Source organism: Streptomyces sp. NPDC091287 (genome assembly GCF_044768525.1).
Classification (GTDB): domain Bacteria; phylum Actinomycetota; class Actinomycetes; order Streptomycetales; family Streptomycetaceae; genus Streptomyces.
This window is the reverse complement of sequence record NZ_JBIVUV010000007.1, coordinates 140,625-165,277: the sequence shown is the minus strand read 5'-3', so window position 1 is coordinate 165,277 and position 24,653 is coordinate 140,625. Positions and strand designations below refer to the sequence as shown.

Genomic DNA, 24,653 nt, shown 5'->3' with positions numbered 1-24,653 from the left:
ATGAAAACTCCTGACACCGAGAGCCCCCGCCCGGGGGCCGCCATCCTGCGGACGGCGCTGCGCCGCAACATCGGCGCCATGGTCGCGGGCACCGTCCTCATGGGCCTGTACCAGGCCGCCGAGACCGCGTTCCCCATCGCTCTCGGACTGATCGTCGAACACACGATGCAGGACCGCAGCCTCGGCTCGCTCGGCGTCTCGATCGGCTCGCTGGCCGTGATCATCACGACGGTGTCCCTGTCGTGGCGGTTCGGCATGCGCGTGCTGCAGAAGGCCAACACCACCGAGGCACACCGCTGGCGGGTGCGGGTGGCCGCCAGCGGACTCCAGCCGGTGGCCAGGGACGTGGACCTCAAATCCGGCGAGATCCTGACCATCGCCACCGAGGACGCCGACCAGACCGCCGACATCATCGAGGTGGTGCCCCTGCTGATCAGCTCCCTGGTCGCCGTCGCGGTCGCGGCGGTCGCCCTGAGCCTGGCGGATCTCCGGCTGGGGCTGCTGGTGATCGTGGGGACCGTCGCCATCCTGTCGGTCCTCGCCGTGATGTCCAAGCGGATTGGAGCCAGTACGCAGGAACAGCAGGCCCGGGTGGCCCGGGCGGGCGCCAAGGTCGCCGACCTCATCATCGGGCTGCGCCCGCTCCACGGCTTCGGCGGCAACCACGCCGCCTTCGGCTCCTACCGCAGGGTCAGCACGGACGCGAAGCGCCAGGCGATCACCGTCGCCCGGGTGAACGGCGTCTACGCCGGCACCGCGCTCGCGCTCAACGCGGTCCTCGCCGCGGCCGTCTCGCTGACGGCGGGCTGGCTGGCCTTCGAGGGCCGGATCACCATTGGAGAACTCGTCATGGCCGTGGGCCTCGCGCAGTTCATCATGGAACCGCTCAAGATGTTCTCCGAGATGCCCAAGTACGTGATGATCGCCCGTGCTTCGGCCGAGCGCATGGCTCTGGTGCTGACCGCGCCACCCGTGACGACACCGGGCCCCGAGCGCCCGGAGCCCGGCGGAGACCTGGAGGTCGACGGCCTGCACCACGGCACCCTCCAGGGGGTCGAATTCACCGTCTCGGCAGGAGAGTTCGTGGCGATCGCGGCGTACCAGCCGCGCGCGGCGGCCGACCTGGCCGCCGTCCTCGCGGTGAACGTCGCCCCCCACGCGTACGGGGGAGTGGTGCGGGTCGGCGGCCGGGAGATCGCGGACCTGTCGATCGAGGCGGTCCGCGAGCACCTGCTGGTGAATCCCTACGACGGAGAGATCTTCGCCGGCACGCTCCGCACGAACATCGACCCGTCGGGCACCGGTCGGACGATCGAGGCGGCCGTCGAAGCCTCCATGCTCACCGATGTCGTCGCCCTCCACCGCGAGGGGCTCGACTACGCGATCCGCGACCGGGGCGCGAACCTCTCCGGAGGCCAGCGGCAACGGCTCGCCCTGGCCCGCGCGTTGGCCGCCGACACCGACGTACTGGTCCTGCACGATCCGACGACGGCCGTCGACGCGGTGACGGAACAGCTCATCGCGCGCAACGTCGCGAAGCTGCGCAGGGGCCGGACCACGCTCGTCCTCACCAGCAGTCCGGCGCTCCTGGACGCCGCGGACCGGGTGCTCGTCCTCGACAAGGGCGTCATCACCGCCGAGGACACCCACCGCAATCTCCTCGCCGGCGACGAGGCCTACTGCCGGGCCGTGGCCAGGTGAACCGCAGGGCGGCTCCCGGGGTGCGCCCGCGCACGCTCCGGGAACCGCTCAGCCGAGAGCCCAGGCGACGTCCCTGAGCAGGGCGTGCCGCCAGCCCGCCCGGTCGTGCCCGGACGCCGAACGGGACACCCGGACCGTGGCGCCGGCCCGCTCGGTCAGCTTCTCGGTCAGCTCACAGTGCGGCAGCATCGGGTGCTCGTGCTCGCCCACGTCGAACGCGCACCGCAGCCCCGACAGGTCAGCCCCCCGGCGCAGTCGTTCGGCGACGGCTCCGCCGAGGGCCCCGCCCAGCGGATCCGGCAACGCCTCCGTGCCGGGGGCCCACCAGAAGGACCCTGACTGGCAGGCGACCCGTGAGACCAGCTCCGGGAACTCCAGAGCCGCGTACAGGGCGCTCAGACCGCCCAGGCTCTGCCCGGCGACCACCAGCCGGTCCAGGCGGGCCGGCACGTCGGACTCGGCGACCAGCGGCAGCAGTTCGTCCCGGACCGCCTCCCACAGCTCGGGGCGGCAGGCGAACTCGGCCTCGCGGTCCCTGGCCGGCAGGAACACCAGGGTCACCGGAGGCATGTCACCGGCGGCGACGGCCGCGTCGAAGGCGGTCACGGCCGGGTGCAGATACAGCCAGTCGTCCCCGTCGAGCAGCAGCACCACCGGACCGCCTCCGCCCGCCGGGTGGACACGCACGGTCCGCCGTCCGCCGAGCCGGTCGCTGCTCCAGCGGATCCGGGTGCGGGGGAGGGGGAGCACGTCGTCCGCGCCGAGAGCGGGCCAGTGCGGCTGGGCGGGGGCGTCCGGAGTCGCGGCGACGGAACGGTCCACCCCGGCGCCGACCGGGTTGAACGGGTCGGCGTGGGCCGCGTCCCCGGCGATGACGCGGTAGGTCACCCGTAGCCGCGCGGGCATCCGCACTTCGGCGTACCAGCAATCCGTACCGCCCCAGCGGCGCAACGGGACGGGCGGCGACCAGCTTTCGAAGTCGAGCACGGGCTCGTTGCCGCGCACCGCCTCGGAACCACGCCACAGGAAGAGGGTCCGCCACCCGCCGTCGGCGGGTATCGACGCGGGCGCACGAGCCGACGCCCAGAACGCGTCGCTGCCGGGGCGGCCCGGGAGACCGAAGGCGGCGAACGGATTCTCGTCGATCACCGGACGCATGAGCGTTCCCTTGTGAGAGAGGAAGAGGCGAGGCTGGGCTCCCCCGTATTAGGCGAGCCTAACCTAGCGGTCCCGAAGGGGTGTTGGCGATCCGACCCCCGAAGGCTGTCGGTCAGACCGAGGAGGCCGCGCGCAACATCCGGAGCTGCCCGATCTCCGCCACGTTCTTCATCAGCTCGGCGTTCACCCACGCGGCCGTGTGGGCGACCGTGTGGGCCGGTCCCTGCCCCCAGGGAGACGGGGCGGCGGCGTCGAGAGCCGCGTCGTCAAGGGAGTCCAGCACCCCCAGCCATGCCTCCCGGAGCTCACGCAGCCAGCCGATCGCCCCCTCGGCGTCGCCCGGCCACGCGACGTCCTCGCGGTCCCGTGGCTCGCGGCCCAGGGAGTGCTCGATCGTCGTGCTCCACCACCAGCCGATGTGCCAGCTGAGCCAGCCGATCGTCGGCACCGGAACGGGGTCGGGCTCCGTCTCCGCCCAGTCCGGCATCCACCGGCCGTCGGCCCGCTGGTGCACCGTCCAGCACAACGGCGTCGGCTGCCAGAGGAAGTCCTCGGTGTCGAGCCGCTCCAGGTGGTACTCGAACAGTGACCAGGTCAGATCGAACTGGCGGCGCAGAAGGTCACATCGCGAAGCGTTCACCGGGCGACCCTGACATACCCGTACGCCCCCGGCAACGCGCTTTTCCCGCCGTCCGGGCCCGCCGTCCGGGCCAGGACGGCGGGCGGCGAGACCTGCTTCTAGTACGCGGCGAGCCGTTCCATCAGGGCGGCGCCGCGAGCGAGCGCCTCCTGCTCGTCCTCGTCGAGTTCGAGGTCGATGGCCCGGGCGAGCCAGTCGGCACGGCGGTCGCGCTCCGCCTCCAGCGCCGCCCGCCCCACGTCGGAGAGGTCGACGAGGAACTTGCGACCGTCCGTCGGGTGCGCCCGGCGGACGACGAGGCCCTGCTCCATGAGGAGTCCGACGGCGCGGGCCATCGACTGGGGGCGCACGCGCTGGTCCGCCGCGAGGTCGCTGGTGGTCATGGCCCCGTCCCGGTCGAGGACGCCCAGAACGGCGACCTGACCGTGCGGGATCCGGTCCTCCTGCTTCACGCGCCGCGCGAGTTTGCCCATGGCGACGCGCAGATCGGCGGCGACGGTGGCGGGTTCCGGGGTCGGCATAGGGCACTTTAACCCGTGATCGGCAGCGGATCCCCGCGGGTGGCCTGCGGAGCGGAACGGCCAGCACAACGGAACAGCAAAACTAAACAGCCAACCTGGGCAGCAGAGCTGCACAGCACATCTGAACAGCACATCTGAACAGGCTTGCTGTAGAGTTGCGTCGTCGCGGCTCGCGCCGGTGTTGTCGCAAGAGTGCCGCGGCGTGTGACTTCGGAAGGACCTCGCATGGCCCCCAAGGCAGTTGAGCCCACCGTCATCCAGTCCGTCACCGCCCGCCGGATCATCGACAGCCGGGGCAACCCCACCGTCGAGGCCGACGTCCGCCTCGCCGACGGGTCCCTCGGCCGCGCCGCGGTCCCGTCCGGCGCTTCCACCGGCGCGCGGGAGGCCGTGGAACTGCGCGACGGCGATGCCGGGCAGTGGCACGGCAAGGGCGTCGACCGTGCGGTCGCCCACGTCAACGAGGAGATCGCCGCCGCGGTCGTGGGCCGCGACGCGGACGACCAGGCCGGCCTGGACGCCGCCCTCGTCGCGCTCGACGGCACACCCGACAAGTCCCGGCTCGGAGCGAACGCGATCCTCGGGGTCTCCCTCGCCGCCGCGAAGGCCGCCGCGGCCTCCCACCGTCAGCCGCTCTACCGCTACCTCGGCGGCGCCGACGCCCGTCTTCTCCCGCTGCCGATGATGAACATCATCAACGGCGGCGCGCACGCCGACAATCCGCTGGACTTCCAGGAGTTCATGATCGCGCCGGTGGGCGCGCAGACCTTCGCGGAAGCCGTCCGTATGGGCTCCGAGATCTTCCACACCCTGCGACGCGACCTGCTCGCCGCCGGACATGCCACCGGCGTCGGCGACGAAGGCGGCTTCGCGCCCGCACTGCGCACGGCGGAGGAGGCGCTCGACTTCGTGATGAGCGCCGTCGAGCGCACCGGCTACCGTCCCGGCGCGGACATCGGCCTGATCATGGACCCGGCCTCGTCGGAGTTCTTCCGCGACGGCGCGTACGTGTACGCGGGCGAGGGCGTGCGCCGCGCCCCCTCCGAACAGGTCGACTACCTGGTCGAGCTGATCGACGCGTACCCGATCGTCTCCATCGAGGACCCGATGGCCGAGGACGACATGGACGGCTGGCGCGAGCTGACCACCCGCGTCGGCGACCGCTGCCAGCTCACCGGCGACGACGTGTTCTGCACCGACGAGGCGCAGGTACGCGAGGGAATCCGGACCGGCGTCGGCAACTCGGTGCTGGTGAAGGTCAACCAGATCGGCACCCTGACCGAAGCCCTCGCCACGGTCGCCACCGCCCGCCGTGCGGGCTGGAGCGCCGTGATGTCCCACCGCTCCGGCGAGACGGAGGACACCACGATCGCGGACCTGGCGGTCGCGACCGGCTGTGGCCAGATCAAGACCGGCTCGCTGTCCCGCTCCGACCGCACGGCCAAGTACAACCAACTCATCAGGATCGAGGAGGAGTTGGGGCAGTCTGCGCAGTACGCGGGCGGGGCGCTGCTGTCCCGCTCCCGATAGCCGGGTGGGGAGACCCCGGCACGGCCGTCCCCGCACGGAACGGGCGGCCCCGGCGGACAGTTGCGTCCACCGGGGCCGCCCTCCGTTCGCGGGGGTCCGGTCCGGGCCGCCGGACACCGGGCCGCCCCCCGCTCCCGGGTCACCGGGGCCGGGCCGAAGAGGCCCGGGTCAGGGGAAGTTGACGACGGTCGAAGGGACCGTCGACGTTCCCGAGGTGGGGGAACCGACGTTGTTGATCACGTGCTCGTACTGGCCGTTGCCGCCGAGTGAGACGACGAGCAGGTTGTGGAACTTCACGCCGGGTTTCACCGGCGCCTTGAAACCGTGTTCCTGGATGATCGTCGGGTCGACGTTGTAGTAGCAGTAGCTGCCCATGCCCCAGCCCTCGTACTGTTCGACCGAGTCGTCGACGCGGTAGGCGGCGTAGCCCTTCGTGTCGCCGTTCTGGATCGCCTCCTGGTTCGGGGCGTCGTACGCCTTCTCGTTCTGGAAGAAGATCGTGCGGCCGCGCTCGCCGTACCATTCCACGTCGTACTTGTTGAAGTGCTCGACGAACAGGCCGGTGGCCAGGACGTCGTCGCCGTTGACGCGGACGCCGTAGTCGGCCCGGTTGGTCTCCCAGCCCCAGCCCTCACCGTGGTCGGCACGCCAGACCCAGGTGTGGTCGATGATCGTGTCGTCGCTGTTCACGACGATGCTCGTGGTCGCCTTGCCGGGGCCCGCCCCGCCGATCCGCACGAACACGTCCTGCAGCGAGGTCGGGTTCGCCGAGTGATCGGCGGACGCGCCCTGCGGCCCGACCTCCAGCAGCGTCGGCGAGTTGACGGGGCCCGCGTCGATGAGGAAGCCCGCGAGCTTCACCCCGTCGACGTCGGCGACCTTCATCGCGGTGACGCCGTTGTCCGGGATGATCGTGGCCAGCCCGAGGCCGAGCACGACCGTGTCGGCCCGGTTCACGTTGATGGTCTGGTCGATGTGGTAGACGCCGGGCGTGAACAGCAGGTTCAGCCCCTGGGCGAGCGCGGCGTTGATCGTCGCGGCCGTGGCGCCCTGCTTGACGACGTAGAAGCGGTTCAGCGGAATGGACTCGCCCTGTTGGGCGCCGCCGTCCCACGAGACGCCGCGCGCGTTGACGCGCTTCGCGGGGACGAAGACCTTGTAGTCGTTGCCGTCGAGGTAGAGGAACGGCTTCTCGCGGGAGATGGGCGTGGTGTCCAGGGTGGTGTACGGCGGGTTCGGGTGCCCTGCGGGCGCTTCGGCGAGCCGTCGATCAGGCGCCCCCGCGCGGCGCGTACAGGATCCACAGCGGCCCTTCGGCGAGATCGACGCGCTGTCCGTCGGGGGTGGTGTACACGGTGTCCGCGTCGGCGGCGCTCCGCGTCCACCGGGCTTCGTACGCCCGGCCGTCCCGCAGGACGACCGCGTCTCCCGAGCCCACGGTCTCGGTGAACGGGCTGGTGTTCCCGGACCGGTCGCGGAAGTCCGAGGGCCGCACCGTCACGTCCTGGACGACGACCGTCCCGGCTCCGAGCCGGTCGTCCTCGGTGGTGCGGGCGGGGGAGCCGTCCAGGGAGACGAGCCACCGCTCGCGTTCGGCGGACCAGGTGAACGTCACGGACGCGGACGGATAGCGAACCGTGCGGCTGTCCTCCCGCTCCCCGCCGGGGGGCGGCGCGCCGACCTCCAGCCCCAGTTCCCCGACGGCGTTCACCCCGGAGGCCTCGAACGGGATCCGCTGCGGCCGCAGATAGAGATTGTGCGGCGCGGGCCGGTCCGGACCCCGGAAGTACGCACCCGGCGCCTTCGAGGGCGGCACGGGGTCCAGCGGCGCTCGGTCGATGACCGGCAGCAGCCTGCTCTGGGCCCCCGAGAAGGCCAGCGCCGGCCGGTCGAACTGCCGCAGCAGCTCAAGATCGGTCTCCCGCGCGCTGCGCACCGGGCCGATGACCGGCGGCAGGGCGGAGGAGTACACGGCGAGGATCCGGCTCAGGCCGGCCTCCACCTGCTCGACGTAGACGATGTCGGCCCGCTCCAGACCGGTGTGGGGGCGTGCGGGCGCCACATTGTCGATCTTCACGGCGAGTACTGCGGCCCGGCCCGCCCCGGACGGAGAGCTGCTGCGGGGCGAGGGTGAGGAACCGTCCCCGCCCGTGCACGCGGCCGTGACGGCCAGCACGAGCGCGGTGAACGGTACTGCGGCCGAGGTCCTGATTCCGGCTGCGGACATGGCGACCGCCCTTCCGGGGCGTCGGCCGGCGGTGTCGGCGCAACGCCGTCGTGTCGCGGCCCCTCATCCATCATCACGCATCCGGCGTCGGCATGGTTGCGCGCCGCCGGTCCCGAGCGGAAACCGCCCCGAACGGCCCCGAACGACGGCGCAGCGCATACGCGCCCCCGCAGGGACCGGCCGACCCGGCCGGAAATGCCCCGTGCCGCGCCCCTGATTCCGCTTCCGCGGGGGCGGTTCGCTCTCTACGGTTGCAGCAGCGACGGGCAGTACGCCCGGAACGGCACGACAGGTGAGGCAGAGGGGGGTCCGGTGGAAGCGGAGTTGACGGCACTGGCGGCATCGGGGGCGACGGCCTTCGTGGGGCTGATGGTGACGGAGGCCTGGACGCAGGCGCGCGGGCGGGTGGCCCGGTTCCTGGCGCGTGGCGAGGACGTCGACGTGATCGACGCGGAGCTGGAGGAGTCCCGCGAGGAACTGATCGCGGCACACCGGAACGGCGACGAGGACGGTGCCGCGGACGTCGCCGCCGAGTGGCGGATCAGGCTCCGCCGGGCCCTGCGCGACAACCCCGGGGCCGCGGAGGAGCTGCGCGGCCTGCTCGACGAGCTGGTGCCCCGGCGGCCCGCCGGTACCACCGTGTCGATCAACCACAACACCATCAACGACGGCACCTACAACGGACCCGTGATCATGGCCCATTCGATCCACGACGGTGTGCGCACGGTGCCCCGCCAGGAACCGGGTGCCAGGTGACGGCAGCGGGTCACGCTCCCGTAGTGAGCTCCCCCCGGCACACCGGGCACCGCTCCTTGCCGTCCCAGGCGTCCCAGCCGAAGGACGCGGGCGAGAACGTCCGGTCCTTCAGTTCGCCGCGCACCGCCACCCGGTAGGCCCACACCATGTCGAGGTAGGGGTGGTAGGCGTCGTGGAAGTCCGACGAGGTGTGCGTGGCGCCCGTGCCCACGACGCGCTGGACGGCGCGCAGCTGCTGGAACATCGCCTGTCCGGCGCCGGCCACGTCGGCGGAGGCGTCGATGAAGAACCGCTCGCGGACCTCGTGGACGGCCGCTTCGTCGAGTGCCGCTCGGGCGGCCAGGTCCGGGTCGACCGCCGGATCCTGCGCCTGGGCTATGCCGCGCAGCCGGGTGTGGCATCTCCCGACGGCGGCGATGAACTCGATGTAGACCGCGCGCCGCCGCTCCTCCGCCCCGCGGTCCTTCTCATGGCGTTGGCGTAGGCGGTCGGCCAGCACGGTGCCCGATATGGCGATGAAACCGCCGCTCACCGTCGCGACGAGCGTGCCCCAGTCCATGGTTCTTCCCCCCGGAAACGATCACGGTCCCTACGGCCCCGAATCTATCCCCGCCGGAGCCTGGCCACCGGGTTTCCGGGAAGCGAGGCCGGCGGACACCCCGACCGCACGACCACCACCCTCGGCGACGCCCTGGCCGCCGCGACGAGCGCGTTCGCCCCGGCGGGCGCTCTTGACCGAAGGTCTGGACCATTCTACGGTTTGGCAGGGTCACGACACAGGGCGGGGCGGGTCGAACCTTTCGTCCCGCCGGCGGCGGACCCGGGCTGGAAGGACATACGGATCATGGGGCGTACATCACGACTGCTGGGCCTCGGCCTGGCCGCGGCACTCGTCGTACCGATGCTGGTCGGAGCCGCGCCGCCGAAGTCCGCGGAGACGAACATCGCGGCCGCCGAGACCTGCGCGGTCAAGTCGAAGCCCACGGGCAAAGTGCTCCAGGGGTACTGGGAGAACTGGGACGGGGCGGCCAACGGCGTGCACCCGCCGCTCGGCTGGATCCCGATCACCGACTCCCGCATCACCCAGCACGGCTACAACGTCATCAACGCGGCCTTCCCCGTCATCCGCTCCGACGGCACCGTCCTCTGGGAGGACGGCATGGACAACACCGTCAAGGTCGCCACTCCCGCCGAGATGTGTCAGGCCAAGGCCTCCGGCCTCACCACCCTCATGTCGATCGGCGGAGCCGCGGCGGGGATCGACCTCAGCTCCAGCGCGGTGGCCGACCGGTTCGTCCAGACGATCGTCCCGATCCTGAAGAAGTACAACTTCGACGGCATCGACATCGACATCGAGACCGGCCTCGTCGGCAGCGGCAACATCAACCAGCTGTCCGCGTCGCAGTCCAACCTCATCCGCATCATCGACGGCGTCCTCGCCGCGATGCCGCCGAACTTCGGTCTCACCATGGCCCCCGAGACGGCGTACGTCACCGGCGGCAGTGTCGTCTACGGCTCGATCTGGGGCTCGTACCTCCCCATCATCAAGAAGTACGCCGACAACGGCCGCCTGTGGTGGCTGAACATGCAGTACTACAACGGCAGCATGTACGGCTGCTCCGGCGACTCCTACTCCGCCGGCACCGTCGCGGGCTTCACCGCCCAGACCGACTGCCTGAACAAGGGGCTGGTCATCCAGGGCACCACCATCAAGGTGCCCTACGACAAGCAGGTCCCCGGCCTCCCCGCCCAGCCCGGCGCCGGCGGCGGCCACATGTCCACCGGCCTCGTCTCGCAGGCCTGGAACCACTACAACGGCTCCCTCAAGGGGCTGATGACCTGGTCCCTGAACTGGGACGGCTCCAGGGGCTGGACCTTCGGCGACAACGTGAGTTCCCTCCAGGGCCGTTGAGCCCCCGCCCGTACGTTTCCGCGCCCCCGGTCCGCTCCGGACCGGGGGCGCGGCGCTGCTCCGGCCGGGGAGCGACACGAGGAAGGCGTGAACCGGTCGCGCACCGGGGCGGCCGGGAGAGCAGAATCGGGTACGGACCGGGGTGATCGTTTCCCCGGTGCGCCGGGCCCGTCTCCCCACGGGCCGGCCGACGACGAAGACGTACGAGGAGCCCCGATGGTGCACGAACGGGCCGGTCACCCGGCGCAGTCCGCAGACCTGGTCGACGTGGCACGGCTGGTGACGGCCTATTACGCCCTCCACCCCGATCCCGCCGAGCCCGCCCAGCGGGTGGCCTTCGGCACCTCCGGCCACCGCGGCTCCGCGTTCGCCGCCGCGTTCAACGAGGACCACATCGCCGCGACCACCCAGGCGATCTGCGACTACCGATCCCGCCAGGGCACCGACGGACCCCTGTTCCTCGGCGCGGACACCCACGCGCTGTCCGAACCCGCCCGGGTCACCGCCCTGGAGGTGCTCGCCGCCAACGGGGCCACCGTCCTCATCGACAGCGAGGACGGCTACACCCCGACCCCCGCCGTCTCGCACGCCATCCTCACGTACAACCAGGGCCGCACCGAGCACCTGGCCGACGGCATCGTGGTCACCCCCTCGCACAACCCGCCCGCCGACGGCGGCTTCAAGTACAACCCGCCGAACGGGGGGCCTGCCGCCTCCGACGCCACATCGTGGATCCAGGACCGGGCCAACGCCCTGATCGAGGCCGGACTCGGAGTGGTCCGCCGGATGCCGTACGCCCAGGCCCTGGCCGCCGACACCACCCACCGGTACGACTTCCTGACCGCGTACGTCGACGACCTGCCCTCCGCCCTCGACCTCGACGCCGTACGGGACGCGGGAATCCGCATCGGAGCCGACCCCCTCGGCGGCGCGTCCGTCGCCTACTGGGGGCGGATCGCGGAACGCCACCGGATCGACCTCACCGTCGTCAACCCGCTCGCCGACCCCACCTGGCGGTTCATGACGCTGGACTGGGACGGCAGGATCCGCATGGACTGCTCGTCCCCGCACGCCATGGCCTCGCTGATCGCCCAGCGCGACGCGTACGCCATCGCCACCGGGAACGACGCCGACGCCGACCGGCACGGCATCGTCACCCCCGACGGCGGCCTGATGAACCCCAACCACTACCTGGCCGTCGCCATCGACTACCTCTACACCCACCGCGACGGCTGGGCCGCCGGGACCGGCATCGGCAAGACCCTGGTCTCGTCGTCCATGATCGACCGGGTCGCCCACGACCTCGGCCGCACCCTGGTGGAGGTCCCGGTCGGCTTCAAGTGGTTCGTCGACGGCCTCTACGACGGCAGCCTCGGCTTCGGCGGCGAGGAGTCTGCGGGGGCCTCGTTCCTGCGCCGCGACGGCCGGGTCTGGACCACGGACAAGGACGGCATCCTGCTGGCCCTCCTCGCCTCCGAGATCACCGCCGTCACCGGCTCCACCCCCTCCCAGCACTACGCGCGGCTCACCGGCCGCTTCGGCGACCCGGCGTACGCCCGCGTCGACGCACCCGCCACCCGCGAGGAGAAGGCCGTCCTGGCCCGGCTCTCCCCGCAGCAGGTCAAGGCCGACACCCTGGCCGGAGAGCCCGTCACCGCCGTCCTCACCGAGGCCCCGGGCAACGGAGCGCCGATCGGCGGCCTCAAGGTCTGCACCGACAGCGCCTGGTTCGCCGCCCGTCCCTCGGGCACCGAGGACGTCTACAAGGTGTACGCGGAGAGCTTCCAGGGCCCCGGCCACCTCGCCCGGGTCCAGGAGGAGGCCCGGGCGCTGGTCTCCGAAGCACTCGGCGACGCCTGAGTCCTGTCGTCGGCATCCGGCACGCCGACCGGTGCCGGCGCTCAGGCGCCCGGCACCGTCGGCCGCACCTGCCGCAGGAAGGCCGCGTTGTCCGGGGTGCGCCGGACCTTGTCGAGCAGCACCTGAAGGGCGCCCTGGCCGTCCCGCGTGCCCAGGGCACGGCGCAGGGCCCTCACGGCCGTCAACTCGCCCTGACCGAATAGGAGTTCCTCGCGACGGGTGCCGGAGCGGGTGACGTCGACGGCCGGGAAGATCCGCGCCTCGGCGGCGGAGCGGTCCAGGCGCAGCTCCATGTTGCCGGTGCCCTTCAGCTCCTCGAAGAAGAAGTCGTCGGCCCGCGAACCCGTCTCCACGAGGGCCGTCGCCAGGATGGTCAGCGAACCGCCCTCCTCGGCGCAACGGGCCGCGCCGAACAGCTTCTTGGGGCCGGACAGGGCCGCCGCGTCGATGCCACCGCTGAGCGTCCGGCCGCCCGCGCGGGCCGCGTTGTTGTGGGCCCGGCACAGCCGGGTGAGGGAGTCCAGCAGGATCACCACGTCCCGGCCCTGCTCGACGAGGCGCCGGCCGCGCTCGACGGCGAGTTCGGCCAGGGCGATGTGCTCCCGGGCGGGCCGGTCGAAGGTCGACGCGTACACCTCGCCGCGTACGGAGCGGAGCATGTCCGTGACCTCCTCGGGCCGTTCGTCGAGCAGCACCACCATCAGGTGCGCCTCGGGGTGGTTGGTGGCGACGGCGGCGGCCAACTGCTGCAGCAGCACGGTCTTCCCCGTCCGGGGCGGTGCGACGATGAGGCCGCGCTGGCCCTTGCCGACGGGGGAGACGAGATCGACGATGCGCGGTGCGGGCCCGCCGTGCGGCGTTTCCAGGCGCAGCCGCTCGCGGGGGTGGACCGGCGTCAGGTCGCGGAAGCGGGCACGGCCCCGCAGGTCTTCCGGGGCGAGTCCGTTCACACGGTCGACCGAGGACAGGACGCGGGGCCGGTCGCAGCCGCCCTCGACGGCGTCGCCCGTGCGCAGCCCGAGGCGGCGGATCAGGGCGGACGACACCTGGATGTCGTAGGGGGAGGGGTGGCCGCCGCGGACACGGAGCATGCCGTGGCCGTCGTCGGCGGTGTCGAGGAGGCCGGCGACCCGGACGGGGCGCTGCTTCCCGGTCACGGGGCGTTCGAGTGTGGTGGTCATGGAAGGGGTCCTTTCGCGGACAGGCGAATGAGGGGACCGGCGTACGGAGGGGCGGTGGAAATCACGCCACGCACCGGGGCACGGAAGCCCTGAGCCGGAGAGACAGCGAAAACGCTGGGAAGAAGCTGGATCGCCGGTCGGAAAGGACGGGCGCGACAGCGGTGGAGAGGAATCAGCACCGGTGCCCGATGAGAAGGGGCATACACACGTGCTCATCGCACTGTACCACTGTGCGCCGGGAGCGCAACGGAACATCGGTCGGTACATCGGAACGTCCGTCGGAACGTCCGTCGGACGCGTGTCCTGCAAGCGCCCGACACGCGTCGAGGGCGGTGGGAGCTCCGATGTTCGAGTTCCCACCACCCTCGGTGGCAGCGGCAGGGCCGCAGCGTCAGCCGGTCACACCCAGCAGCGGGGCCCAGGACTCCAGCGCGGGCTGCTCGGCGAGGTCGGCGAAGGCCACCTCGATGCCGTGGTCGCGGCGCCAGGCGGCGGCCAGCGACATCAGGCGGACGGAGTCGAGGCCGTAGTCGACGAGGTTCTCGTCGAGGGGGATCTCCTCCGGGTCCTCGCCCAGGACGTCGGCGACATCGGCACGGAGCTGTTCGAGCGTGAGCGCCACAGCGGTCACTTCCCTTCGAAGACGGTCCGGGCGGTCGTGACGACGGCGCACTTGCCCGCGGCCCAGCGCAGCGCCATCGCATGGTCCTCGGCCGAGAAGTCCGCCACCGCGTCGGCCACCACGAACGCCTGGATGTCCTGCATCCAGGCGTCGCACGCGGTCATGAGCACACCGATGTGGGCGTAGACGCCGGTGATGACGATCTGGTCGCGCCCCTGCTCGCGCAGGCGCTCCAGCAGATCGGTGCGGACGAACCCGCTGTACTTCCACTTGGTGAGCACGGTGTCGCCCGCGTCGGGTGCGACCTCGTCCGCGATGGCCGCCAGGTGCTCGTCGGCCGGGAGTCCGGGGCCCCAGAAGTCCTGCTGGAGACCGCGCTCCTCCGCGCTCTGGCCGCCGGGCTGCGCGGTGTAGAGGACCGGCACGCCGAGCCGTGTCGCGTCCTTCTTCAACTCGGCCACACGGGCCAGGAGTTCGGGCACCGGTTCGGCCCGGCGGTCGTACGCCGACAGGAAGTGGTTCTGCAGGTCGTGGACCAGGAGCACCGCACGCGCTGGGTCGACGGTCCAGTCGACCCGGTTGGCGGGCAGCTCACCGGCGGCCGGCATGGGGTAGGGGGCGATGGCGGGCAGAGCCATGGTGGAGAGGGTTCCGTTCGGGAGTCGTTCAGCGGGACGGGGAGGGAGAAGTGGTGCGGGCCGCGGCGTTGCGCAGGTCCTTCTTGGAGACCTTGCCCACGCCGGTCTGCGGAAAGGCGTCGACGAACTCGACCCGGTCCGGCACCTTGTAGGCGGCCAGGCCCCGTTCGCGTACGAACCGCTTGACGGCCACCGCCTTGAGCGGACCCGCGCCCGAGCGCAGGATCACGTAGGCGCAGACGCGTTCGCCCAGATACGGGTCTGGCTCGGCCACCACGTTGGCGTCGTGCACGGCCGGGTGGGCGAGGATGTGGTTCTCGACCTCCTCGGCGGCGATCTTCTCGCCGCCCCGGTTGATCTGGTCCTTGGCGCGCCCCTCGACGACGATGTGCCCGGTGTCGGTGACCCGCACGATGTCGCCGGTGCGGTAGAAGCCGTCCTCGGTGAAGGAACGGGCGTTGTGCTCGGGGGCGTTCCAGTAGCCGCGGATGGTGTACGGGCCCCGGGTCAGCAGATGGCCGGTCCCGCCCGGGGCCACCTCCTGGCCGTCGTCGTCGACGACCAGGATCTCGTCGTCGGGCGAGATGGGCCGCCCCTGCGTGGTGACGATGGTCTCTACGGGGTCGTCCAGCCGGGTGTAGTTGACCAGCCCCTCGGCCATGCCGAAGACCTGCTGGAGCGTGCAGCCGAGAGCGGGACGGACCCGGCGGGCCGCCTCCTCGCTGAACTTGGCACCCCCCACGAGCAGGACGTCCAGGCTGCCGATGTCGTGCGCGGTGCCCGGCGCGGCCTCCGTCCACAGCAGGGCCAGCGGCGGCACGAGCCCGGTGATGGTGACGCCCTCACGCTCGATCAGCGGGAACGCCACCTCGGGCGAGGGCGCCGGGCACAGCACCACACGGCCGCCGGCGTACAGCGTGCCGAGCGAACCGGGGGAGGAGAGCGGGAAGTTGTGGGCCGCCGGCAGGACGCACAAGTACACGCTCCTCTCGTCGACGGCGCAGATCTCGTTGGATCCCCACAGCGAGTAGATGTAGTCGTCGTGGGTGCGCGGGATCAGCTTCGGTACGCCGGTGCTGCCGCCGGAGAGCTGAAGGAAGGCCAGGTCGTCCGGGCGCGGGCCGCCGTAGCCGACCGGCTCCTCGGCGACCTCGGCCAGCGCCTCGAACTCGCCGGGATCCCCCTGGGCGACGAACACATGGCGCAGGGTGCCCACGTTGGCGCGGGTCTTCGACGCCAGTTCACGGTAGTCGTAGCCGCCGTGCTCGGCCGCGATGACGAACGCCACCGCCCCGGTGAACTCGCAGAAGTAGGTGATCTCGCTCTCGCGGTGCGCGGGCAGCGCGAAGACGGGCAGCGCGCCGATCCGGAACAGCGCGAAGATCACCTCGAAGAACTCGGCGATGTTGGGGAGTTGCACCACCACCTTGTCGCCCTTGGCGATGTCGCGGGCGAGGAACCCCGCCGCCAGCCGGTCGGCGCGCCGGTCGAGATCGGCGTACGTCCACCGGCTTCCCGCCACCGGATCGACGATGGCGACCCGGTCCGGGTGGTCCTCGGCGCGCTGCCGCAGCATCTCCCCGAAGGTCTCCCCGCGCCACCAGCCGGCCGCCCGGTACTTCTCCGCGAACTCGGCGGGCCAGGTGGGCGCCACGTCCGTACTCACAGCTCGGCTCCCACGGCGCTCAGGAAGGTGCGGAACTTGGCCGCGGTCTCGGCGGTCTCCGCCTCGGGCTCGGAGGCGGCGACGATGCCCGCTCCCGCGTACAGGCGCAGCGTGCGCTCCTCGGCGTCGGCGCAGCGGATCGTGACGACCCATTCGCCGTCGCCCTCGGCGTTGCCCCAGCCGACCACGCCGGTGAAGAACCCGCGGTCGAACGGCTCGGTCTCCGCGATGACCTGACGAGCCGTCGACGCCGGTGTGCCGCACACGGCGGGCGTCGGGTGCAGCGCGCAGGCCAGCTCCAGCGCCGAGGCGTCGGGGGAGGCGAGGGTGCCGGTGACCGTGGTGGACAGGTGCCACATGGTGGCGGTGCGGATGAGCGTCGGACGGGCCGGGACGGTCAGGTCCGTGCAGTACGGCGCGAGCGCCTGGTGGACGGCGTCGACGACGACGGCGTGCTCGTGGAGGTCCTTGACGGATTCCAGCAGGGTGGCCGCCCGGCGCACGTCCTCGGCGAGGTCGGCGCTGCGGGGGGTCGACCCGGCGAGCGGATTGGCGACGACCTGCTTCCCGTGGCGGGAGACGAGCAGTTCGGGGCTGGCGCCGATGAGGGTGCGCCCGGGGCCGGTCGGCAGCGCGAAGGTGTAGCCGGAGGGGTCGCGGCGGGCGAGGCGCTGGAGCATCGCGGGCAGGTCGAGCGGGACCTCGGAGGTGAGTTCGAGGGTGCGGGCCAGCACGACCTTGCTGAACTCGCCGCGCCACATGCGCGCCACGGCGGATGCGACGCCCTTGCCGTAGATGTCGGGTTCGGGCACCGGGCGTATCTGCCAGCTCCCCGCGGAGGGCGCGCTCGCGGGCAGCGCGATGAGCGGGTCGGAGGCGAGCGGCGGCGCGCAGCGCACCGCGTCCGGGACGCTCAGGGCGGCCGGGGCGGTGTGGTCGAAGGGGATGGCGCCCATGACCACCGGCGACTCCTGGCCTGCGGCGACCGCTGCGGCGAGCGTGGCGCCCACCCGCGCGGTCAACGGTCTCTCGTCATGCGGGACATGGAGTCCCGGGCCCCGTGCGAGCAGCGTGCGTCCGGGGGTGGCGAGAAAGTGGTCGCCCGGTGTGTAGGCGTCCAGCAGCGAAGTGGCCGCTCCTACGGCCGGGTGGGCCGGATCGGCCGGGGCGGTGTGCGTGGCGACCTGGGATGCCGTCGACACGGTGACTCCATTCTCGATGGTCTCGTCAGCGGGTGCGGGGGGCTGGATGGGAGGTGAGGGAAAGGGGGAGGTGCGGTCGGGCCGGTCAGCGCAGGGTCGCGCCGCCGTCGACGTACAGCTCCTGCATGGTGATGTGGCGGGCACGGTCCGAGGCGAGGAACGCCACCGTCTCCGCGATGTCCCCGGGGTCGGCGATCCGGCCGAGCGGGATGCCGGTGCGGTAGGTCGAGGGGTCCCCGTCGATGACGCGCTGTTCGGCGCCCGGACCGGTCCACAGCGCGCGTTGCATCGGCGTGTCGGTGGAGCCGGGTGCGACGACGTTGCAGCGAACGCCGCTGCGGGCGAGTTCGAGCCCCAGGCACTTGGTGAACATGGCGGCGGCCGCCTTGGAAGCGGCGTAGGCGGCCATGCCGGTGCGGGGGATGCCGGCGGCGTTGGAGCCGACGGTGACGACCGCGCCGGATCCGCGGGCCGCCATGAGCGGGGCGACGGCCTGGGAGACGTGGAAGACGCCGGTGGCGTTCACCGCGAACGTCTCCGCCCAGTCCTGCGCGGAGAGCACCGCCGCCGGGCCGGTACGCAGGATGCCCGCCACGTTCACCAGGACGTCGACCGGGCCGAGTTGGCGCTCGACCCGGGCCACGGTGCTCTCCACCGAACGGCGGTCGGTGACGTCCATCACGTACGGGGTCAGGCTGCCTCCCGAGCGTTCGCCGTCGGGCAGTCCCTCCTGCGTCAGGGCCCACTCGGCGGCCAGCGCCTCGACGCCCGGCCGGGCGCGATCGGTGGCGGCCACGCGGGCGCCCAGGGTGGCGAGCAGGTCGGCGACTGCCGCGCCGATGCCTTGTGCGGCACCGGTGACCAGAGCAGCGCGGCCGATGAACTCGCCGCTTCTGCCCGGTATGTGCTCAGGCATGAGCAACCTCCTCCGGGTGTTAGGTAAGGGTAACCTAAATAAGTCGACCGCCCGGAAGGTGTCGGGCCGTCGATATCTACTTAGGCTAGCCTCACCTTATGCAAACGCCGCACACGGGGACCACGGCCTCGGCTCCCGAACATGACTCCTCGACCGTTCAGTTGGATGGAGGCGAAGTCGGCCGGACGGTGGAGACCGTGCCCGCCGGAGGCGAGGAAGCATCCCGGGGAACCGAGAGCGGAACAACCTCGGAGAGCCAGAACGGAACAACTCCGGAAACCGGACAGCCCACCGCCGTGACCGGGGATCCCCGCTCCACAGCCGACCCGCGAGGACGGACCGTGGCGGCGGCCCTCGCCGGACTGGCCCTCGCCGTCCTACTGTTGACGGCCCTCTCCCTCTCGATCGGCGCGGGCGAGGTCGGCCCCGGCGGCGTCCTGGACTACCTGCTGGGCCGGGACGGCGCGCGCGACAACGCCCGGCTCTCCCTCGTCGTCGGCGACCTGCGCCTCCCGCGCACCTTCACCGCGCTGCTCGTCGGAGCCGCCCTCGGAGTCGCCGGGTGCCTCCTCCAGGCGGTCACCCGCAACCCGCTGGCCGAGACCGGACTGCTCGGCGTCAACGCGGGCGCCTCACTCGGGGTCGTCGCCGGCATCGCACTCCTCGGCTTCGATTCCGGTTACGCCTACCTCGTCTGCGCGTTCGTCGGCGCGGTGGTCGCCAGCGGCCTCGTCCTCCTCATCTCCGGAAGACGCGGTGGCGGCTCTCCCATGCGTCTGGTCCTCGCCGGAGCGGCCCTCGGCGCTACCTTCGGCGGGCTCACCAGCGTCATCGTCGTCAACTCCGCGGAGACCTACGACAGATTCCGCTTCTGGGTCCTCGGCTCCCTCGCCGGGGTCGAGGGCTTCGGCGAACTCGGCCGCCTCGCCCCGGTGCTCGCCCTCGGCTTCCTCATCGCCCTCCTGGTCGCCCGCCCGCTCTCCGCCCTCGCCCTCGGCGACGACCTGGCCCGCAGCCTCGGCCACCGGCCACCCGTGATCCGTACGGTCGTCGCCGTCGGCGTCACCCTCCTGACCGCCGCCGCCGTGGCGCTCGCCGGTCCCATCTCCTTCCTCGGCCTGCTCGCCGGATTCCTCGCCCGCGCCCTGGCCGGCACCCGGCTCGCGGCCCGGCTGCTGCTCGCCGGGCTCATCGGCGCCTGCGTCCTCACGGTCTCCGACATCGCCGCCCGCGTGGTCTCCCGGCCCTTCGAGGCGCCCGTCTCCGTCATCGTCGCCCTCATCGGAGCCCCCGTCCTCATCGCCATCGTCCGCTCCGAGCAACTGGCCTCGATGGGCATGACGGAACCGGCCACCGAGGAGCGCGCCCCCGACCGCCCCCGCCGTTTCCGGATCACCCTGCCCCGCCCCTCCCGCCGCACGCCGAAGACCAAGACGCTCCGGGTCCGCCCGGCCGACACCCTCGTCCTGCGGCGCGGCCCGCTCTCCCTGCTCGTCACCCGGCGCGCCGCGCTCGCCGCCCTCGCCCTCACCGGGGCCCTCCTGCTCGCCGTCGTCCTCTCCGCGTACGCGGGCCAGAGCGACATGGGCGTCGGCCGCACCTTCCGCGCGGTGCTCGGCCAGGGCGACCGCTTCGACGTCCTGCTCGTGCAGAAATTCCGGCTCGGCCGCATCCTCGCCGGACTCACCGCGGGCGCCGCCCTGGGCCTCGCGGGCTGCCTCACCCAGACCCTGGCCCGCAACCGCCTGGCCACCCCCGAACTCCTCGGCGTCAACGACGGGGCCACCGCCGCCGTCCTGCTCTCCGTCACCCTCAGCGCCACCGGCTCCTTCGGCGCCTGGTGGGCCGGACCGCTCGGCGCGCTCGCCGCCGTCATCGTCGTCACCACCGTCTCCGGCGGACTCGGCCAACGCGGCTACCGCGTCCTCGTCGTCGGCCTCGCCATGTCCGCGCTGGCCTCCGCGATCACCCAGGTCGTCCTGTCCCGCAGGTCCCTCTCCTCGGCGAGTTCGCTGTACGTATGGACCTCCGGCAGCCTCAACGGACGCAGCTACTCCGTCGCCGTCCCCGTCCTCATCGGCCTCGCGCTCCTGGTCCCGGTCGCCCTCGTCGTCGCCCGCCACCTGGGTGTCCTGCGCTTCGACGACGCGACCGCCTCCTCGCTCGGCTCCGCCCCCGGCCGGGTCCGGGCCCTCTCCCTGCTCCTGGCCGTCGCCCTCGCGGGCCTCGCCGTCGGTATCTGCGGCCCCGTCGGCTTCGTGGCGCTGGCCTCCCCGGTCATCGCCTCCCGGCTCGCCGGCCCCCTGCGCGTACCGCTCGTCGGCTCGATGCTCACCGGAGCCGTCCTCGTGGTCGCCGCCGACACCCTCGGCCGCATCGCACTCGACGGCGTCGAACTCCCCGTCGGCATCGTCACCACCGTCCTGGGTGGCCCGTTCCTGCTGTGGGTGCTGCTCGGCCGCTCCGCCGCCACCCGCGTCTGAAAGCCGGCCCGCACATGACCAGCTCACAGCACCGCAACCCGCCCGCCCCTCCCGCACCCGCGGGACCGACCGGAACCGAGGCGCACACCGTGCGAAGCCCCCTCCTGCGCACGCTCATCGAGAACATGACCGTGGGCAGCCCCGACGCCGAGGAGGCGTTCTGGCGGTACGTGAGTGCCACCGGGGCCCCGCTCGTCGAGCCCGACCCCGAGGGCGACCCCGGCCACCGGCTCGTCACCTTCGTCCGCCGTGAGGACCCCGAGCGCCCCGCCACCCACGTCCTGGCCCTCGTCCACACGGTCACCGACAAGGACCGGCACGCGGGCGACCTCGCCCCGCACCTGATGGAACGCGTCGACGGCACCGGCGTCTGGGCGATCAGCCACCGGCTGCGGGCCGACCACCGTGCCTCGTACCAGTTCCACGCCACCGACGGAACCCGCGAGAACGCCCTGCGCGCCGACCGGGCCGCCTGGCTCCAGGTCCTCGACCACGCCGAGCCCGACCCGCTCAACGACCGCCCACCACTGCCCTCCCGGGACGGCCGCAACCCCGCCTCCGTACTCGAACTCCCCGAAGCCCCGGCCCAGTCACGTACCCGGCGGCGCGACGAAGTGGACCGGGGGCGGACGCTCGACGCCGAGGTGGACGACCGCCGGATCACGGTCCACCTTCCGCCCGGCCACCGCCCGGACGGCGGCCCGTACGCGCTCGCCGTGCTCCTCGACGGCGAGATGTGGGGCCCGGTCCTCGGCGTCGGCGACATCCTCGACAACCTGCACGCCGACGGGGACCTGCCCCCCACCGTGGCGGTCCTGGTCGACACCATGGGCCGGCGCATGGAGGACCTGGCCTGCAGCGCGCCGTTCGTCGACTGGCTGGCCGACACCCTGCTGCCCTGGGCCGGACGGGAGTACGGGGCCGGGGCCGACGCCGCACGGACCGTCGTCGCCGGACAGAGCGCGGGCGGCCTCACCGCCGCTTTCGCCGCCTTCCGGCGACCCGACCGCTTCGGCCTCGCCCTCTCCCAGTCCGGTTCCTTCTGGTGGCCCGACGACGAACGCGGCAGCGAATGGCTCACCGGGGAGTACGCCCGGGCGGAACGCAGGCCGGTGACGCTCCACCTGGAGGTCGGCCTCCAGGAATGGATGCTCCTCGCGGAGAACCGCAGACTCCGCAATGTGCTGCGCGCCCGCGGATACGACGTCCGCTACCGGGAGTTCAACGGCGGCCACGACTACGCCTGCTGGCGCGGCGGCCTCGCCGACGGCCTGGCGGAACTGCTCGGCGGACGACCTCGGCCGCGAAGCAGCGGCAGGGCTCGTTGTCAGTCGATGGCCTGGTAGAGCGTGGTCCAGAAGTCGTTCATGGCACGCGGCGAGTCCGGGGTGGACAGTCCGACCTGCGTGAGCAGGACTCCGGTGAGCTGGTTGGTCCTGTCCGCGTAGGCGGTGGTGCCGGTGCCGCCGAACCAGCCGAACTGGCCGATGGGCGCGTAGTCCCCGCGATAGGTGCGCACCGCCATCCCGAAGCCCCAGCCGCCGTTCATCCCCTGGCCGGACGACAGGTGGGCGACGTTGCCGAACATGGTGTCCCGGGCGACCAGTTGCCCGGGCGAGAGACGGTTGGTGGTCATCAGCTCGACGGCGGCCCGCGACAGGATCCGTTCACTCCCGTGCATTCCGTGGTTCAGCAGCATCTGGAAGTAGGCGTGGTAGTCGGCGGCGGTGGAGACCAGCCCGCCGCCGGCGCCCTGAAACGCGGGAGGCCGGCTCGACCTCCCCCCTGCCGCCTCGTCCCACACGGCGAACTCACCGGTCCGCGGGTCGGGCCCGTACAGGGGCGGGAGCCGGTCGATCCTGTCCGCGGGCACGTGGAAGGCGGTGTCCTTCATCCCCAGTGGATCGAGGACGCGTGTCCGCAGGAAATTCTCCAACGACTGACCCGTGACCCTGGAGACAAGCACCCCGACCACCTCGTTGCTGAGGTCGTACTGCCACCGCACTCCGGGCTGGTACTGCAACGGCAGCTCGCCCAGGCGGCGCATCCACTCGTCCGGCTCGGGCGCCGGCCCGGATGCCACGCTGTAGTCGAGACGCTCGAAGGTCGCGGCCCTGATCGGGGAAGCCATCGACTCGAAGTCCACCCCGAGCCCGAACGTGGAGGTCAGCAGGTCCCTTACGGTGATCGGCCGCTGTGCCGGCACGGTGTCGTCCAGCGGTCCGTCGGGCCGCTTCAGCACCTGCCGGTCAGCGAGTTCGGGCAGCCACTGATCCACCGGGTCGTCCAGCCGCAGCCGACACTCGTCGAGCAGGATCATCGCCGCCGCCATCGTGACCGGTTTGGACGCGGACGCCATCCGGAAGATCGTGTCCCGGCGCATCGGCGAGCCGCCGTCATGACGCATCGTCCCGATCGCTTCGACGTGCGTCCGGCCGTTGCGGCTGACCAGGGCGACCAGGCCGGGGATCTTCTTGGACTCGACGTGCCCGGCCAGCACCTCGCGCAGTCGGCGCAGCCCTGCGGCGGAGAAGCCGCTGTCGCTTGTTCCCATGATGATTCTCCCGTTCACGTCGTCGGTTCCCACAGCGGCCCTGGTGGCCGCCCGGCCCTTCGAGCGGCCATGGGGAGAGCCTTCGCCCTTGACCCAAGGTCAAGGTCAACCCCTGGTCGCGATCACGGGGTGACAGGCGCCGATCGCAGGTGTCCCGGTCCCTCCGGCGGCAGGGGGAGGGGCTGGAGCGGTGCGCGCTATCCTCGCCTCTGTGACCGTCCGGACTTCCCGGCCGACGCGGTTCGCGAGACCGCGGCCATCCAGGATCCGGAGGTGCGCCGAGCCGATGGCAGACGGGCTCACGATCGGTCAGGCGGCGGCGTTCGTCGGTGTCACGATCAAGACCGTGCGGCACTATCACCGGCTCGGCCTGGTCGCCGAGCCGGATCGCGACGGTTCCGGCTACCGCCGTTACCGATCGGGTGAGCTGTTCCGGCTGGTCCAGGTCCGGACTCTGGCCGCGGCCGGCGTGCCGCTCGCCGAGATCGGCGATCTGCTCGACGCCGATCGCCGGACGTTCGCCGCCACCCTGGACAACGTCCATGACCAGCTCACCGAACGGATCGAAGACCTGATCGCGCGCCGCGACAGGCTGCACCGTCTCGACCACGGCGACCGGGCCCTGCTGCCGGACCGGGCCTGCGCGATCCTGGACCGACTCGCCGAACTCGGATTCGATCCGGATTACGTGATCGGTCAGCGGGAGGCTCTGGTGCTGGCCCGGGCATTGGTTCCGGAGATCTTCGACACCTTCCTCACCCGGCTCGAACATTCGCTCGGTGATCCCGAGTCCGTCGAGCTGACCAAGCGCGGTTGGGATGCGAGGGCCTGGGACCCGGACGACCCGCGGATCGAGGAACTGGCGTCGGCACTGACCGACAGGCTGCTGACCGACCGCGCGCTGCTGGAGATGCCGAGCGGGTTCCGGAGCCGGTCCGACGCCGCCTCCCGGTACGGAATGGTCAACCACCACCGGGAGGACCAGTCACCGTCCATCGCCCGGCTGAACAGGCTGATCGAGGCGAACCTGCGCGCGGCCGGCATCGCCGTACCGCATCAGTGACGGCCGCCCGTACCGGTCCTCCG

The 24,653-nt window shown here is 72.1% G+C and carries 20 protein-coding genes and 1 pseudogene; 8 read left to right on the top strand and 13 right to left on the bottom strand.

Going from position 1 to position 24,653, the window contains the following annotated elements; translation table 11 throughout:
- Positions 1-1,701, top strand: coding sequence for an ABC transporter transmembrane domain-containing protein (locus ACIQRW_RS13860; protein ID WP_403758823.1), 1,701 nt, complete (start codon positions 1-3; stop codon positions 1,699-1,701).
- 48 nt (positions 1,702-1,749) lie between these two features.
- Here ACIQRW_RS13860 and ACIQRW_RS13855 read toward each other — a convergent pair whose 3' ends face one another.
- The 3 genes from ACIQRW_RS13855 to ACIQRW_RS13845 form a co-directional block, all read right to left on the bottom strand.
- On the bottom strand, positions 1,750-2,859 hold the full coding sequence (locus ACIQRW_RS13855) for an alpha/beta hydrolase-fold protein (RefSeq protein ID WP_403758820.1): 1,110 nt from the start codon (positions 2,857-2,859) through the stop codon (positions 1,750-1,752).
- A gap of 112 nt (positions 2,860-2,971) precedes the next feature.
- Positions 2,972-3,499 (bottom strand): DinB family protein, encoded by a 528-nt coding sequence (locus ACIQRW_RS13850; RefSeq protein WP_403758818.1) that lies wholly within the window; start codon positions 3,497-3,499, stop codon positions 2,972-2,974.
- A 98-nt stretch (positions 3,500-3,597) separates the two neighbouring features.
- The gene (locus ACIQRW_RS13845) at positions 3,598-4,020 is read right to left on the bottom strand and encodes a MarR family winged helix-turn-helix transcriptional regulator (protein ID WP_403758815.1); all 423 of its coding nucleotides are present in this window, start codon (positions 4,018-4,020) and stop codon (positions 3,598-3,600) included.
- A 225-nt stretch (positions 4,021-4,245) separates the two neighbouring features.
- Here ACIQRW_RS13845 and eno point away from each other — a divergent pair, with 225 nt between their 5' ends.
- On the top strand, positions 4,246-5,550 hold the full coding sequence (gene eno, locus ACIQRW_RS13840) for a phosphopyruvate hydratase (RefSeq protein WP_403758812.1): 1,305 nt from the start codon (positions 4,246-4,248) through the stop codon (positions 5,548-5,550).
- A 168-nt stretch (positions 5,551-5,718) separates the two neighbouring features.
- Here the strand turns inward: eno and ACIQRW_RS13835 are convergent.
- Both ACIQRW_RS13835 and ACIQRW_RS13830 read right to left on the bottom strand, forming a co-directional pair.
- Positions 5,719-6,804: pseudogene (locus ACIQRW_RS13835) on the bottom strand (coagulation factor 5/8 type domain-containing protein); the annotation flags it as partial.
- 16 nt (positions 6,805-6,820) lie between these two features.
- Positions 6,821-7,777: a DUF3048 domain-containing protein gene (locus ACIQRW_RS13830; RefSeq protein WP_403758809.1), complete on the bottom strand. Its 957-nt coding sequence runs from the start codon at positions 7,775-7,777 to the stop codon at positions 6,821-6,823.
- A 312-nt stretch (positions 7,778-8,089) separates the two neighbouring features.
- Between ACIQRW_RS13830 and ACIQRW_RS13825 the strand changes: the two genes are divergently transcribed.
- Positions 8,090-8,533 (top strand): hypothetical protein, encoded by a 444-nt coding sequence (locus ACIQRW_RS13825; protein WP_403758806.1) that lies wholly within the window; start codon positions 8,090-8,092, stop codon positions 8,531-8,533.
- A 10-nt stretch (positions 8,534-8,543) separates the two neighbouring features.
- Here ACIQRW_RS13825 and ACIQRW_RS13820 read toward each other — a convergent pair whose 3' ends face one another.
- The gene (locus tag ACIQRW_RS13820; RefSeq protein ID WP_403758803.1) at positions 8,544-9,092 is read right to left on the bottom strand and encodes a CchlQ; all 549 of its coding nucleotides are present in this window, start codon (positions 9,090-9,092) and stop codon (positions 8,544-8,546) included.
- A gap of 285 nt (positions 9,093-9,377) precedes the next feature.
- On the opposite strand from ACIQRW_RS13820, the gene ACIQRW_RS13815 reads away from it, so the two are divergent.
- Together ACIQRW_RS13815 and pgm are read left to right on the top strand one after the other, a co-directional pair.
- Entirely contained in the window at positions 9,378-10,445 is a 1,068-nt protein-coding gene (locus tag ACIQRW_RS13815) for a chitinase (RefSeq protein WP_403758800.1), read from the top strand.
- A 216-nt stretch (positions 10,446-10,661) separates the two neighbouring features.
- Positions 10,662-12,305: a phosphoglucomutase (alpha-D-glucose-1,6-bisphosphate-dependent) gene (gene pgm / locus ACIQRW_RS13810; RefSeq protein ID WP_403758798.1), complete on the top strand. Its 1,644-nt coding sequence runs from the start codon at positions 10,662-10,664 to the stop codon at positions 12,303-12,305.
- Positions 12,306-12,346: 41 nt separating this feature from the next.
- On the opposite strand, the gene rho is transcribed toward pgm, so the two are convergent.
- The 6 genes from rho to ACIQRW_RS13780 form a co-directional block, all read right to left on the bottom strand.
- Positions 12,347-13,486 (bottom strand): transcription termination factor Rho, encoded by a 1,140-nt coding sequence (gene rho, locus ACIQRW_RS13805; protein WP_403758796.1) that lies wholly within the window; start codon positions 13,484-13,486, stop codon positions 12,347-12,349.
- A 391-nt stretch (positions 13,487-13,877) separates the two neighbouring features.
- Positions 13,878-14,108, bottom strand: coding sequence for a phosphopantetheine-binding protein (locus ACIQRW_RS13800; protein WP_403758793.1), 231 nt, complete (start codon positions 14,106-14,108; stop codon positions 13,878-13,880).
- A gap of 5 nt (positions 14,109-14,113) precedes the next feature.
- Positions 14,114-14,746 (bottom strand): isochorismatase family protein, encoded by a 633-nt coding sequence (locus tag ACIQRW_RS13795; RefSeq protein WP_403758790.1) that lies wholly within the window; start codon positions 14,744-14,746, stop codon positions 14,114-14,116.
- 28 nt (positions 14,747-14,774) lie between these two features.
- The gene (locus tag ACIQRW_RS13790) at positions 14,775-16,412 is read right to left on the bottom strand and encodes a (2,3-dihydroxybenzoyl)adenylate synthase (protein ID WP_403758787.1); all 1,638 of its coding nucleotides are present in this window, start codon (positions 16,410-16,412) and stop codon (positions 14,775-14,777) included.
- Positions 16,409-17,614 (bottom strand): isochorismate synthase DhbC, encoded by a 1,206-nt coding sequence (dhbC, locus tag ACIQRW_RS13785; protein WP_403758784.1) that lies wholly within the window; start codon positions 17,612-17,614, stop codon positions 16,409-16,411. Before dhbC ends, ACIQRW_RS13790 begins: the two co-directional genes overlap by 4 nt.
- Positions 17,615-17,699: 85 nt before the next feature.
- Positions 17,700-18,530 (bottom strand): 2,3-dihydro-2,3-dihydroxybenzoate dehydrogenase, encoded by an 831-nt coding sequence (locus ACIQRW_RS13780; protein WP_403758781.1) that lies wholly within the window; start codon positions 18,528-18,530, stop codon positions 17,700-17,702.
- A 98-nt stretch (positions 18,531-18,628) separates the two neighbouring features.
- On the opposite strand from ACIQRW_RS13780, the gene fhuB reads away from it, so the two are divergent.
- Positions 18,629-21,013, top strand: a complete 2,385-nt coding sequence (gene fhuB, locus ACIQRW_RS13775) for a Fe(3+)-hydroxamate ABC transporter permease FhuB (RefSeq protein ID WP_403758778.1) — start codon at positions 18,629-18,631, stop codon at positions 21,011-21,013.
- A gap of 14 nt (positions 21,014-21,027) precedes the next feature.
- Positions 21,028-22,359, top strand: a complete 1,332-nt coding sequence (gene fes, locus ACIQRW_RS13770) for an enterochelin esterase (protein ID WP_403758775.1) — start codon at positions 21,028-21,030, stop codon at positions 22,357-22,359.
- Here fes and ACIQRW_RS13765 read toward each other — a convergent pair.
- On the bottom strand, positions 22,341-23,567 hold the full coding sequence (locus ACIQRW_RS13765; RefSeq protein WP_403758772.1) for a serine hydrolase domain-containing protein: 1,227 nt from the start codon (positions 23,565-23,567) through the stop codon (positions 22,341-22,343). The genes fes and ACIQRW_RS13765 overlap by 19 nt on opposite strands.
- A 286-nt stretch (positions 23,568-23,853) precedes the next feature.
- On the opposite strand from ACIQRW_RS13765, the gene ACIQRW_RS13760 reads away from it, so the two are divergent.
- Entirely contained in the window at positions 23,854-24,630 is a 777-nt protein-coding gene (locus ACIQRW_RS13760) for a MerR family transcriptional regulator (protein ID WP_403758769.1), read from the top strand.
- Positions 24,631-24,653 lie beyond the last annotated feature (23 nt).

Bases quoted from the DNA above. Each gene is read 5' to 3' on its own strand.
- ACIQRW_RS13860 (WP_403758823.1), top strand. From the start codon at position 1: ATGAAAACTCCTGACACCGAGAGCCCCCGCCCGGGGGCCGCCATCCTG.
- ACIQRW_RS13855 (WP_403758820.1), bottom strand. From the start codon at position 2,859: ATGCGTCCGGTGATCGACGAGAATCCGTTCGCCGCCTTCGGTCTCCCG.
- ACIQRW_RS13845 (WP_403758815.1), bottom strand. From the start codon at position 4,020: ATGCCGACCCCGGAACCCGCCACCGTCGCCGCCGATCTGCGCGTCGCC.
- eno (WP_403758812.1), top strand. From the start codon at position 4,246: ATGGCCCCCAAGGCAGTTGAGCCCACCGTCATCCAGTCCGTCACCGCC.
- ACIQRW_RS13830 (WP_403758809.1), bottom strand. From the start codon at position 7,777: ATGTCCGCAGCCGGAATCAGGACCTCGGCCGCAGTACCGTTCACCGCG.
- ACIQRW_RS13820 (WP_403758803.1), bottom strand. From the start codon at position 9,092: ATGGACTGGGGCACGCTCGTCGCGACGGTGAGCGGCGGTTTCATCGCC.
- ACIQRW_RS13815 (WP_403758800.1), top strand. From the start codon at position 9,378: ATGGGGCGTACATCACGACTGCTGGGCCTCGGCCTGGCCGCGGCACTC.
- pgm (WP_403758798.1), top strand. From the start codon at position 10,662: ATGGTGCACGAACGGGCCGGTCACCCGGCGCAGTCCGCAGACCTGGTC.
- rho (WP_403758796.1), bottom strand. From the start codon at position 13,486: ATGACCACCACACTCGAACGCCCCGTGACCGGGAAGCAGCGCCCCGTC.
- ACIQRW_RS13795 (WP_403758790.1), bottom strand. From the start codon at position 14,746: ATGGCTCTGCCCGCCATCGCCCCCTACCCCATGCCGGCCGCCGGTGAG.
- ACIQRW_RS13780 (WP_403758781.1), bottom strand. From the start codon at position 18,530: ATGCCTGAGCACATACCGGGCAGAAGCGGCGAGTTCATCGGCCGCGCT.
- fhuB (WP_403758778.1), top strand. From the start codon at position 18,629: ATGCAAACGCCGCACACGGGGACCACGGCCTCGGCTCCCGAACATGAC.
- fes (WP_403758775.1), top strand. From the start codon at position 21,028: ATGACCAGCTCACAGCACCGCAACCCGCCCGCCCCTCCCGCACCCGCG.
- ACIQRW_RS13765 (WP_403758772.1), bottom strand. From the start codon at position 23,567: ATGGGAACAAGCGACAGCGGCTTCTCCGCCGCAGGGCTGCGCCGACTG.
- ACIQRW_RS13760 (WP_403758769.1), top strand. From the start codon at position 23,854: ATGGCAGACGGGCTCACGATCGGTCAGGCGGCGGCGTTCGTCGGTGTC.